The following is an 11,795-nucleotide window of genomic DNA, read 5'->3' as shown; positions in this document are numbered from 1 at the left end:
CCCAGCTATGGCGAATTTCCCAAGCACGGCGTCACAGTGTCCGAGGACGCGCTGAGCGAATGGAACGCCGTCGAACAGCGTTATGACGACAAGCGCGGTCTGAAACCGGGCCGCCGTCTGGGCTGTCAGGCCTCGGTTCAGGGCAATGTGGTGATCGACGTACCGCCCGAAAGCCAGGTTCACCGGCAGGTCGTGCGCAAGGCAGCCGCCGCGCGTGCCATCACGATGGACCCGGCCACGCGCCTTTACTTCGTTGTGGTGGAAGAACCCGACATGCATTCGCCCACCGGTGATCTGGAACGGCTCGAGCGCGCATTGCGCGAACAGTGGGACATCGAAGCCGTCACGGCGGACCTGACGCTGATGTCCAAACTTCAACCGGTTCTGCGCAAGGGCAAATGGGAAGTCACCGTGGCGGTCCACAAAGGTCACAAGGACAGCGTGGCGCGTATCGTCGAAATCTGGCCCGGCCTGCATGAAGGCGGGCTGTATGGTCTGGCCATCGACCTCGGCTCGACCACCATCGCCGCGCATCTGACCGATCTGGAAACCGGCGAGGTCAAGGCATCCTCTGGCCTCATGAATCCCCAGATCCGGTTCGGCGAAGACCTGATGAGCCGTGTTTCGTATTCCATGATGAACCCCGGCGGCGATCAGGAAATGACCAAGGCAGTGCGCGAGGCAATCAATGACCTGGCCACGTCGATTGCCGAAGAGGCAGGGATCGATGCCTCTCTGATCGTGGAAACGGTGTTCGTCTGCAACCCGGTCATGCATCACTTGCTGCTGGGGCTGGACCCGGTGGAACTGGGTCAGGCCCCGTTTGCGTTGGCAACGTCGGAAAGCATGTCCCTGCCCGCCCGCGACATGAATCTGACAACCATGAACCCACGCGCGCAGGTCTATATCCTGCCCTGTATCGCGGGCCATGTGGGCGCGGACTGCGCGGCGGTGGCCCTGTCCGAAGAACCCGGAAAGTCTCAGGATCTGGTTCTGATTGTCGACGTGGGCACCAACGCCGAAATCCTGCTGGGCAATACCAGCCGCGTGCTCGCCTGTTCCTCGCCCACCGGGCCTGCCTTTGAAGGCGCTCAGATCAGTTCAGGCCAGCGCGCCGCACCCGGGGCGATCGAGAGAATTGAGATCGACCCTGTCACCAAGGAACCCCGGTTCCGCGTCATCGGGTCCGAGAAATGGTCCGACGAAGACGGCTTTGATCAGGAAATCGCCACGACCGGGATCACAGGCATCTGCGGATCTGGTATCATCGAGGCAGTGGCCGAGATGCGTATCGCAGGCCTGCTGGACGAAGGCGGCCTGATCGGATCGGCGGAACAGACCGGCACTGCCCGCTGCGTGCCCGAAGGTCGCACACACGCCTATCTGATCCACGATGCCAGCGCCGAAGGTGGCCCCCGCATCACGGTCACGCAGGGTGACATCCGTGCCATCCAGCTTGCGAAATCCGCCTTGTACGCAGGTGCGCGCCTGCTGATGGACGAAATGAATGTCGAAAAGGTGGATCGCGTGGTTCTGGCCGGTGCGTTCGGCGCGCATATCTCGACCAAACACGCCATGGTGCTGGGAATGATACCCGACGCGCCACTGGAAAAAGTCTCGAGCGCGGGCAACGCCGCAGGCACCGGCGCACGTATCGCGCTGTGCAACATCGGATCGCGCGCCGAGATCGAACGCGTCGTGCGCGAGATCACCAAGATCGAAACCGCCATTGAGCCGAAGTTTCAGGATCATTTCGTGGCCGCCAATGCGATCCCGCACAAGACGGATCCGTTCCCGGAACTGGCCCAGGTAGTCACTTTGCCCAACCCAAGCTTCAACACCGGCGGCGAAACCGAAGCAGGCGGCGGACGGCGTCGCAGGCGCCGCGGTTGAACCGACAGTTCAGTGACCCCTGGGAAACCTCGGGTCATTGCCGTAACCCACGTCAGGCGTTGCGTCGGACCTCGTCCAGCGACGTGACGCCCAGCTGGGCCATGGCGATGCTTATTTCTTCGCTGAGTACCGACCATAGCTGCGCCAGACCCTCTTCGCCTTCGGCCGCAATTGCAAACTGAAGGATACGGCCGAAAAAGGCAAAGTCCGCCCCGTTCGCAAGTGCCTTGAGGACGTCTTCACCCGAGCGCAGCCCGCTGTCGTAGAAAAGCGGAAAATCCGGACCGACGGCCTTGCGTATCTGAGGCAGAACCGTGATCGGCGCGGGCGCACTTTCCAACTGGCGCGCACCATGGCTTGAGACCTGAATGGCGTCTACGCCCGCTGACTTTAGCCTTTGCGCGTCGTCTGCATCCAATACGCCTTTGACCACCAGATTTCCGGCCCACTGGTCTCGTAGGCGGGCCAATGTCTCCCACGTGGCCTTGGCGCGGCTTTCGGTGCGGTCAAAATCGTAGCCATCCATCCGGAAATTCGCCATTTCCGGCTTGCCTTTCAGTAGAACCGGCAAGGACCACCGGGGGTGCAGGGCAAAATCCATCACCTGCTTTGGCCCCATTTTGAAGGGCATTTTGAACCCGTGACGCAATTCGCGCGGGCGTCGGCCAACCTCGGGCACATCCACGGTCAGCACAAGTGTCTCGTACCCCGCTGCCTTGGCGCGATCGACCAGCTTGAACGTACCGCTGCCATCGCCGCTGAAATACAGCTGGAACCAGGCATGGCCTTCAGCTTCGACGATCAGATCCTCCATCGCGGTCGAGGCGACGGTCGAAACCCCAAGCGGCACCTCGTGGCGGGCCGCGATGCGAGCCAGCATCAAGTCGGCACCCGGCGCGGACAAATTGCACATGCCCATCGGCGCGATACCAAACGGGCGTTTCGCGGGCCGGTCGAATAGCGAACTTGCCAGAGATCTTTCACTGACGTCGCGCAAAATACGCGGGCGCAAGGTCATTGCATCCAAAGCGGACCGATTGCGACCGGCACCCATCTCGGCCCCGGCCGCACCATCAATATAGTCGAACACCATCCACGGAAGACGCCGCCGCGCCAGGCGGCGGGCGTCCTCGGCGCTGTGGATGGCGCTTGCGCCCATCAGGCCTGAACGGCCTTCATGAAGCGGTCGCGGATGACGACCGGATCCATCGTGATCGGCGGCATCTTGGCATTGCCGCTTTCGCATTTGCTGACGATGATGGTCATCTGTTTGGCATCCAACGCCTCTTGCAGCACACGCCCGGTGTCTTCGGCGGCACATTCGATCACACGCTCACACCCGGCGGCCTCGGCCATCTTGGCCAGCGAGGTCTTCTGTCCCGCATAGGTCGGCTGATCACCGGTCGAACCGTAAGAGCCATTGTCGATGATCAGCAGGATGTAATTGTCCGCCACGTTGTTGGCGATGGTCGGCAAGGTGCCCAGATTGGTCAGGATCGAGCCATCTCCATCAATGACGATCACCGGCTTCGGCTGCGACAGCGCCACCCCCAGACCGATCGAGGACGCAAGCCCCATGGTGCCAAGCATGTAGAAGTTGGTTGGCTGGTCGTCGATGGCATGCAGTTCCTGGCTGGGGATGCCGATGTTGCAGACAACCAGTTGATCACGCAGGATCGGAGCGATTTCCTTCAGGATTTCAGAACGGATCATTGGTCGCCATAGCCTCCCCAGAAATTGGCGTCGGTCAGGATGGCGACCGGCTTGTTGCACATGAAGGTGTATTTCAGGATCGCGTCGAGCTCCTCGACGTCGGCCTGATGGTGGAAGTGGTAGGTGGGGATGTTCAGCTGAGCCAGCAGCGCCTTGGTGTGAACCGCCATTTCAACCTGGCAGGCAATGGGTTCGCGCAATTCCCCCCGGTACGAGATCAGCATCGGCAGCGGCATCCGGTAATACTGGATCAGCGTCGCCAGCGTATTGATCGTCACGCCAATGGCCGTGTTCTGCATGATGATCGCGGGCCGCTTGCCGCCCATCCACGCCCCTGCACACAGGCCCATTCCTTCGTCTTCCTTGTTGGACGGGATGTGATAGATGCCTTCGCGCTCGTCGATTTCCGCGATGACACCTGCCAATTGCTTGCACGGGACAGTGGTGACAAACGAGATATCGTTGGCCACCAGATCGTCGGTGATCTTTTGGTCTATGTTCATGATCCAGCTTTTGATCCTGTTTGGGGCGCTAGACGCGCGATTGAGGAGTTCAGGCCCTTCGGTGCACGTGTACGGCACAGGGGGCATGGCGGACGACGCGCGAAGCGGTCGATCCCAGGAAGTAATCGCTCAGGTCCGGCTTGTGCGAGCCGATTACGATACAGTCGACATTCTTGCTGCTGGCATAGTCGATGATGGACCGCGCGGTATGGCCTTTGACGATTTCGGCCGTCACCCCTTCAAGCCCTTCGACTTTTTGCAACAGGTGCAAACGGGCCCGTTCGAAACCTTCGGCGACAACCGATTTATCCAGATAGGCGCTGACCGATCCCTGTGGCATCTCATAGACATGCAGCGCAATTATTTCTGCGTCCTCTCCTGACAAGGCCCGCGCGATTTCCAGCGTGTGTTGCGATATGCCGTGATCCAAAGCTAACGGGACCAGTATTTTTGTGTACATGAAGGTCTCCAGTTCTGTCAGTTCTATCCCCAGGGTCTCAGGATAATCTTCGGTGCGGCCACGGCGCCAGACCGGATATCGCAAAACGCTTGCGCGCCGTCGGCCAGGGCGCGTTCTTCTATCCAGTCCAGAGCCCCCAGCCGCCCGTCAAAGATTGCCTGAGCCGTCTGGCGAAAGTCTTTGGCAGTGTATGTGTAAGTCCCTATGAATGTGATTTCCTGCAAGGTCATCCGGCGAATATCCAGACCACCGGTATCCTCACCCAAACCCACATGCACGATCACACCGCCCGGTTCGGCCTGGGCCGAGGCAACTGAACGCGTCGCGGCATACCCCACGGCATCTATGACCAACGGGTAAGTCCCTTTGGCTGACTCCACCAGCGCAAAGCTATCGATTTTCGCCAGATAGTTCCGACGCAGCTCATTTGGTTCCGCGATGGTCACATCGTCGACGCCCATTGCCCGCAAGGCCAATGCCGCCGCAAGGCCGATGGCCCCGCCGCCGATCACCAGTGCACGACGGTCCATCCCAGGATGCAGAGCCTCGATCCCCAACCGGACCGTATGCCAGCTGACGGCCAGCGGCTCTGCCAGCGCGGCTTTGGCAAACGAAACATCCTCCGGGACCTCAACAAGATTGCCGGCGGGCATGGTGACGTATTGAGCAAACGCCCCTTCGCGCGGAGGCATCGAGATGATCTGGCGATCCGGGCACAGGTTTTCCCGACCGGCAAGGCAGGCCGCGCATTGACCGCAGGTTACCAGCGGATTGATCGTGACACGATCACCGGCTCGTATCCCGTCGACAATCACACCGGCCGCCTCGTGCCCCAGGATCAGCGGTGCCGGACGGCGGGCATCATGGCCCAGATAGGCGTGCATGTCCGACCCGCAGATGCCGACCGCCTCGATCCGGATCAAATGCTCGGACGGACCGGCCCTGGCATCCGGCACATCACCGAACACCATCTGCTCCACACCTTGGTAAACCAGTGCCTTCATTTGGCTGTGAACCCTCCATCAACCATAAGAATCTGCCCCGTGACATAGCCGGACGCGTTCGAGCACAAAAACAGGATCGGCCCGTCGATATCCTGCATATTCCCGTTGCGCCCAATGCAGGTTTGAGCGGCGTTGCGTTCCGCGCGCTGGGGGTCGTCAAACACGGCCTGGGTCAGCTCGGTCGGAAAGAACCCCGGACCGATTGCGTTGGCGGTAATGCCAAAGGGCGACCAGGATTCGGCCATGGCACGGGTCAATTGGGCGATCCCGGCCTTGGTGGCACCATAGGCAATTCCGCCCGGAAAGGCGCGAGTCGTTTGCAGCGAGGCGAAATTGACGATGCGCCCCCACCCCTTCTTTTTCATTTCGGGTACCATCGCCTGACTGAGGAAAAACGGCGCGCTCAGGTTCAGGGCAAGCGTGGCATCCCATCCATCAGGTGTCACCTCGTCGGCGGCCTCACGCGTGTTGACCCCGGCCGCGTGCACCAGAATATCCGGCGCGCCGAACTTGGAATTGATCTCCTGCACCAGCCCGCCGATTCCGGCACGATCCGCAACATCAGCAACGACTGCTTCTGCGTGTTCGCCGATTTCGGCCTGCATCTGCGCCAACGCGTCGCTGCGCCGTGCCACGCCGACAACACGCGCGCCTGCTGCGGCAAGTGTCCGCGCCACCTGCCGCCCCAACCCCGAACTGGCGCCGGTGATGCAGGCCACCCGGCCCGTCAGGTCGAACAATGTGCGCGGGTCATACATCAGCGGTCAGATCGAACTGCTCATCCGGGAAATACTTGGCCAGACGCACATCCGCTGCGCGGGCGTGGCCTTCCATACCTTCCAGTCGGGAAATCCGAGCGGTGGCTTCGGCAATCGATTTCGATCCTTCACGTGTGGCCCGCTGCCAGGTGACGATCTTCATGTATTTGTGAACACTCAAACCGCCGGTGTAGCTGGCCGCGCCCGAAGTCGGCAGAACATGGTTCGTTCCGGTTGCCTTGTCCCCATAGGACACGGTGGTTTCCTCACCCAGGAACAGCGAACCATAGCAGGTCAGGCGATCCAGCCACCAATCCAGATCCTGGGCCTGAACCGTCAGGTGCTCGGGCGCATATTCATCGGAACAGGCGGCCATCTCTTCGCGGTCGGAACAGACAATGACTTCGGCATAGTCGCGCCACGCGGCCGAGGCGTTTTCCCGGTTCAGCTCTGGCAGATCGTCGATCAAAACCGGAACCAGCGCCATGACTTTCTGCGCAAGGTCGCGATCATCCGTCACCAGCCAGACAGGCGAATTGTATCCGTGCTCGGCCTGACTGACCAGATCGGTTGCCACCACGTGGGCGTCCGCGGAACTGTCGGCAAGGATCAGGCTGTCGGTCGGACCCGCGATCATGTCGATACCCACCTTGCCGTAAAGAATGCGCTTGGCCTCGGCCACGAACTGGTTGCCCGGCCCCACAAGGATATTGGCGCGCGGCAAACCGAACAAACCATAGGTCATGGCAGCCACGCCCTGCACACCGCCCATGGCCAGAATGCTGTCGGCTCCGCAGATATGTGCGGCATAGACAATCGCTGGCGCCACGCCCTCGCCCGGACGGGGCGGAGAACAGGCCGTGATATGGCGGCACCCGGCGACCTTGGCCGTTGTCACCGTCATGATCGCGCTGGCGATATGGCTGTAGCGCCCACCGGGAACATAGCATCCCGCCGCATCCACTGGGATCGCCTTTTGCCCCGCAACGAAACCCGGAACGATCTCCATCTGTACGTCCGACACGGTGGCCTTCTGCGTCTCGGCAAAGCGACGGACGTTGTCGTGGGCAAAGCGGATATCGGCCTTCAGTTTTTCCGGCACCCGTGCGATGGCCGCATCAATCTCGTCCTGCGTCATCAGGACATTTCCTTCGAACTTGTCGAACTTGAGGGCATATTCCAGCGCCTTGTCGTCGCCACCTGCCTCGATGTCGGCAAGGATGGTCTTGACCGTGTCATGCACCTCAGAGGCATGCGATTGAGCGGTGAGAGTCGCCTTTTTCAGATATTCACGAGGCATGTTCAGCAGGTCCTATTGGTAGATTTCAGGAAGCAGGGTGGTCGACACAGCAGGCACGTAGGCGATCAGGATCACCACGATAAGCATGGTCAGTACGAAAGGAACGGCCCGGGCGGCAATCTTCAGAATGGACTCTCCGGTAATACCAGATACGACGAACAGGTTCAGTCCCAGCGGCGGCGTGATGAAGCCCACACCCAACGCGGTGATCATCATGATGCAGAACTGAATCTCGTTCATGCCGATATTGTCGGCCAGTGGTTTCAGGATTGGTGCCAGGATCACGATGTTCGGCGTTGTTTCCATCACGCAGCCCGCTGCGATCAGGATGCCGACCATCAGCAAGATCAACAGATAGGGATCATCGGTCAGCGACGTGACCGAGGTCACGAACCCCTGCGGGACACCCATGATCGCAAGTGCTTCGGCCAAAGGTGCCGAGAAGGCGATGATCGGCAGGATGACTCCGTTCACTTTGGCAGAACTGACCAGCATCGATGGAAAGTCGGCCAGTGTCAGTGTACGCAAGATGAAACCCATGATTATGGTGACGACAACGGCCGTTGCACCAGCCTCGGTCGGCGTCAGGCGGCCGGAGAAAATACCATAGAAGATGATGCCGGGCACGATAAAGGCGTACCAACCGGACTTCAAAGCCTTGCCCAGATTGGCCAGCCATTCGCCCATGGTCATCATGCCGCCACCCTCATAGGCATAAAGGCGGTTCATGATGATGTTGGTGATCAGGATCGACACCAGGATAGCCAGACCCGGGATCAAGGCTGCAAGAAACAGGGTCGAGGCGGAAATACCCAGCACGAGGCCGATGATGATATAGGCAATCGAAGGCGGGATCAGGATGCCGGTACAGGCACCAGCCGCAACCAGAGCACAGGCATAGGGGCGCGGATACCCGCTTTCCACCAGCCGGTTGATGGTCATGCGTCCCACCGCAGCCGCCCCGGCGGCATCCGACCCTGAAATCGCGGCAAACATACCGCAGACCAAAACCGTAGCCGACCCGAACCCACCCTTGGCGAAACATGTCAGCGCCTCGGCTACGTCCAGGAATTTGCGCGACAGACCGGTCCGCACCAGAACATCCCCGGTCAGAATGAACAACGGAACAGCGGTCAGAGCGAATGCGTCGATACCTGTGAACAGGCTTTCTCCGACCAGGCTGAGGGGCAGATCACCGGACATGATCAGCATCACGATCCCCGCTGTGCCAATGGCGGCCCAAACGGGTACGGCCAAGGCGATCAGGCCTACAAACAGGATCACCGGCAGGTAAAAATCCCAGCCCAGTTCAACGGTTTGATTGAGGGAATTCCAAAGCATCCGTTTTCTCCTCAGTCAAACAGCTTGTCGCCTTCGAAGACGGGGGTGCCGTCACGAAGTGATTTCACGTCACGCAGGAAAGATTGGATCAGCCGCCATATCATCAGGGCGAATCCGGCTGGCACCGCCATAAGAAACCAGACTTTCGAGACCCGAAGCCCATCCGTGACCGAGCCGAACTTGGCCGAGACATGAACCGCCTCATACGACCAGTAGAGCGCGATGATCGCCACGCCGAACATCACGAGATCGCCGAAAATATACAGCACCGCCTTGGGGCGTGGCCCGATGTAGTGCATGATCACATCGATCCGGATATGGGCGCGCTCTTTCACCGCAGCTGCGGCACCGATCCAGGCCAGATAGATGAAGGAATACCGAACGATTTCCTCGCCCCAGATCGACGAATAAGCAAAAATCTCGCGCCGCAGCACTTCGATGGCCATGGTAATCACCAGCATCACGTAGAACACCAGCAGCAACCAGCGCTCTGCGTTTCGGTCTATGTTTTGAAGAATGGTCATCTGATCCTCCGGCGCAGGGGCAGCCTGACCCGCGCCAGATTTGGCGAGTTGTTGTCGGGCTGACTGAAAGTAAAGTTCGTGGACGCCCGTCAGGCGTCCACGGCTTAGGCCTTAGGCGTCGTGAACGTAGTATTTGCCCTGAGTCCCGGCGGCTTCGACCAGCTTTTCGAAGTTGTCCATCGATCCGGCCAGTTCCGTCTTGAACGGATCCCAATCGGCGTTCTGATACCCGCCGGCATCCTGCCATTCCGCCAGTTGGTCGTCACTGAGCGAGTGGAACTGCACCCCGGCCTTGTTCAGCTCGGCCATGGCATAGGCGCGGGCCGACGGAACCTTGGACAGGTTCTGGTGGCTGGTCATTTCCGACCCCCACATGATGCCTTCCTGCACATCAGCCGGCATCGAGTTGAACCATTCCAGATTACAGGAATAAACCTGGCTGTCCGGCACTGCCTGTGTGAAGGTCACATGGCTGAGAATGTCCTTGAAGCCAAAGACATAGAGCGCACCAACCGAAGGATCGAGCGCGTCGGCAACGCCCTGCTTGATGGCCGAGGGGGTCTCGCCCCAGGCAACGGGCGTCGGGTTGGCACCGACCATCCGGTAGTATTGTTGCAGCATCTTCGATCCCGGCACGCGGAACTTTATCCCGCTCATATCACCGGGTGTAAGCACGGCATTGCCACCCTGCCGGACAGCGACAACACGCGGATCGATGTTCACATAGAACAAGGCCTTGAATCCTGCGGCTTCGACCTTGGGGTGAACCTCATTTTTCCATGTGTCCGAATGGACGAGGTTGGTGAAACGCTGGTTCGAGCCGCACAGGTACGGCATGTTGATCAGGTCGACTGTCGACGCAAAGGGTGCGAAATTCGACAGCGAATGCTGCGCGGCCTGAATGGTACCACCCTGCACTTTCTGCACCAGCGCGCCGCCTGCGCCAAGCTGACCACCGGGGGCAAGCTTGACATAGACCTTGCCGTTGGTGGCATTCTGAATGTTTTCTTTCAGGTCCAGCTGCATGATCGGATAGCTGCGCGACGCGCCAAGCACATAGGCCGTGGCCACCGTCATCACATGATCTGCGGCCTTCTCGCGCTCACTCTCTTCTTTTGCGGTTTGCGCGGCAGCCTCGGAAGACCACAATACGCCCCCTGCCCCAGCGACCAACGCGGCCGTGAATGCGCCACTGGCGCTCAGTTTCAGAAAATTGCGGCGCTCGGCCGATGCCAGTTCGGTCTTGTCGGTTTTCATCAATTGCCCTCCCAAGCAAAAGTTCAGCTGCCGTCTTGTGCGTCCCGGTCAGCTTCCTTTTTCAGAATTGCGACAACGAACAGGATCGAAGCCGCGAACAGAACCAACATCTCTCCAACGTCGCCAAGAAACGCGCTGCTCGCAAAAGCACCCAAAGCGACATTTGCGAAATAGATCGCAAAAACGATGACTGATGCAGCGAGATACATTTCCGGGACTCCCTTCAGAATCGGCTCAAATACCTTTGTAAGCGCTTACATCATAAATGCAAGCGCTTACATAAACGCTTTTATCCCTGGAAAAATGCGACTAACTTAGGCGAACCGGAATTGAGAGTTCGAGAATGTCAAAACATCGGTCCGCACCGACGCTGGATGACGTTGCCAAGGCAGCAGGCGTTTCAACTGCCACCGTGTCACGGTGCCTGAACACCCCGCAACAGGTGGTCGAGGCAACGCGGAAACGTGTTCTGTCTGCCGTGGACACCCTTGGCTACACGCCGAATTTTGCAGCCCGAGTGATGGCTGCACGGCGTTCTTTCACGATCGGCGCGATAATTCCGACGATGGAAAATGCAATTTTCGCAAGGGGGTTGCAGGCATTCCAAGAGGAGATTCACAAACAGGGCTACACCTTGCTGGTCTCCAGCTCGGCCTACCAGCCGGCCGCAGAAGAAGATCAGATCCGAACGCTGGTTGCACGGGGCGTGGACGGGCTGCTGCTGATCGGGCATGACCGGGACGTCCAAATCTACGACTATCTCGAAAAGCGGAAAGTGCCGGCCCTGGTGGCGTGGTCCTTCCTGCCTAACGAACCAATACCGTCCGTCGGGTTTGACAACAGGCGGGCGATGGAGGCTTTGACACGCAAGATCATCGAATTGGGCCACACGCGGTTGGCAACGATTTCGGGCATCAGCAAGGGCAACGACCGTGCGCGTCTGAGGATCCAGGGGATAAAAGACGCGATGTCCCGACATGGACTGTCGCAGGACGACCTGTCGGTGATCGAAACCTCGTACGAGATTGAAAACGGCGCCGAT

13 protein-coding genes are annotated in these 11,795 nt (G+C 59.6%); 2 read left to right on the top strand and 11 right to left on the bottom strand.

The window, feature by feature from the left end; genetic code table 11:
• On the top strand, positions 1–1,893 hold a 1,893-nt coding region (locus tag AC2FNN_RS05080), incomplete at its 5' end, for an ASKHA domain-containing protein (protein ID WP_496757025.1).
• 52 nt (positions 1,894–1,945) lie between these two features.
• Here the strand turns inward: AC2FNN_RS05080 and AC2FNN_RS05075 are convergent.
• The 11 genes from AC2FNN_RS05075 to AC2FNN_RS05025 form a co-directional block, all read right to left on the bottom strand.
• Entirely contained in the window at positions 1,946–3,052 is a 1,107-nt protein-coding gene (locus AC2FNN_RS05075) for an alpha-hydroxy acid oxidase (protein ID WP_496757024.1), read from the bottom strand.
• On the bottom strand, positions 3,052–3,606 hold the full coding sequence (comE, locus tag AC2FNN_RS05070) for a sulfopyruvate decarboxylase subunit beta (RefSeq protein WP_496757023.1): 555 nt from the start codon (positions 3,604–3,606) through the stop codon (positions 3,052–3,054). Before comE ends, AC2FNN_RS05075 begins: the two co-directional genes overlap by 1 nt.
• Positions 3,603–4,109, bottom strand: a complete 507-nt coding sequence (gene comD, locus AC2FNN_RS05065) for a sulfopyruvate decarboxylase subunit alpha (protein WP_496757022.1) — start codon at positions 4,107–4,109, stop codon at positions 3,603–3,605. Before comD ends, comE begins: the two co-directional genes overlap by 4 nt.
• 49 nt (positions 4,110–4,158) lie before the next feature.
• A complete protein-coding gene (locus AC2FNN_RS05060) occupies positions 4,159–4,569 on the bottom strand; it encodes a universal stress protein (protein ID WP_496757020.1) in 411 nt (136 codons plus the stop codon).
• Between the two features lie 23 nt (positions 4,570–4,592).
• On the bottom strand, positions 4,593–5,573 hold the full coding sequence (locus AC2FNN_RS05055; RefSeq protein WP_496757018.1) for a zinc-dependent alcohol dehydrogenase: 981 nt from the start codon (positions 5,571–5,573) through the stop codon (positions 4,593–4,595).
• Positions 5,570–6,331, bottom strand: coding sequence for an SDR family NAD(P)-dependent oxidoreductase (locus tag AC2FNN_RS05050; protein WP_496757017.1), 762 nt, complete (start codon positions 6,329–6,331; stop codon positions 5,570–5,572). Before AC2FNN_RS05050 ends, AC2FNN_RS05055 begins: the two co-directional genes overlap by 4 nt.
• Entirely contained in the window at positions 6,324–7,631 is a 1,308-nt protein-coding gene (gene hisD, locus AC2FNN_RS05045) for a histidinol dehydrogenase (RefSeq protein ID WP_496757016.1), read from the bottom strand. Before hisD ends, AC2FNN_RS05050 begins: the two co-directional genes overlap by 8 nt.
• Before the next feature lie 12 nt (positions 7,632–7,643).
• Positions 7,644–8,972: a TRAP transporter large permease gene (locus tag AC2FNN_RS05040; RefSeq protein ID WP_496757015.1), complete on the bottom strand. Its 1,329-nt coding sequence runs from the start codon at positions 8,970–8,972 to the stop codon at positions 7,644–7,646.
• Between the two features lie 11 nt (positions 8,973–8,983).
• The gene (locus AC2FNN_RS05035) at positions 8,984–9,496 is read right to left on the bottom strand and encodes a TRAP transporter small permease (RefSeq protein WP_171115839.1); all 513 of its coding nucleotides are present in this window, start codon (positions 9,494–9,496) and stop codon (positions 8,984–8,986) included.
• Between the two features lie 111 nt (positions 9,497–9,607).
• Positions 9,608–10,753 (bottom strand): TRAP transporter substrate-binding protein, encoded by a 1,146-nt coding sequence (locus AC2FNN_RS05030; protein WP_299893561.1) that lies wholly within the window; start codon positions 10,751–10,753, stop codon positions 9,608–9,610.
• 23 nt (positions 10,754–10,776) lie between these two features.
• On the bottom strand, positions 10,777–10,962 hold the full coding sequence (locus AC2FNN_RS05025; RefSeq protein ID WP_171115836.1) for a hypothetical protein: 186 nt from the start codon (positions 10,960–10,962) through the stop codon (positions 10,777–10,779).
• 134 nt (positions 10,963–11,096) lie between these two features.
• Here AC2FNN_RS05025 and AC2FNN_RS05020 point away from each other — a divergent pair.
• Positions 11,097–11,795, top strand: a 699-nt coding sequence (locus AC2FNN_RS05020) for a LacI family DNA-binding transcriptional regulator (RefSeq protein WP_496757014.1), incomplete at its 3' end; no start/stop codon positions are given.

The sequence above is a fragment of the Ruegeria sp. BHSA118 genome (genome assembly GCF_059613405.1).
The sequence above is the reverse complement of the archived record's forward strand: the minus strand, read 5'-3'. Positions and strand labels throughout refer to the sequence as shown.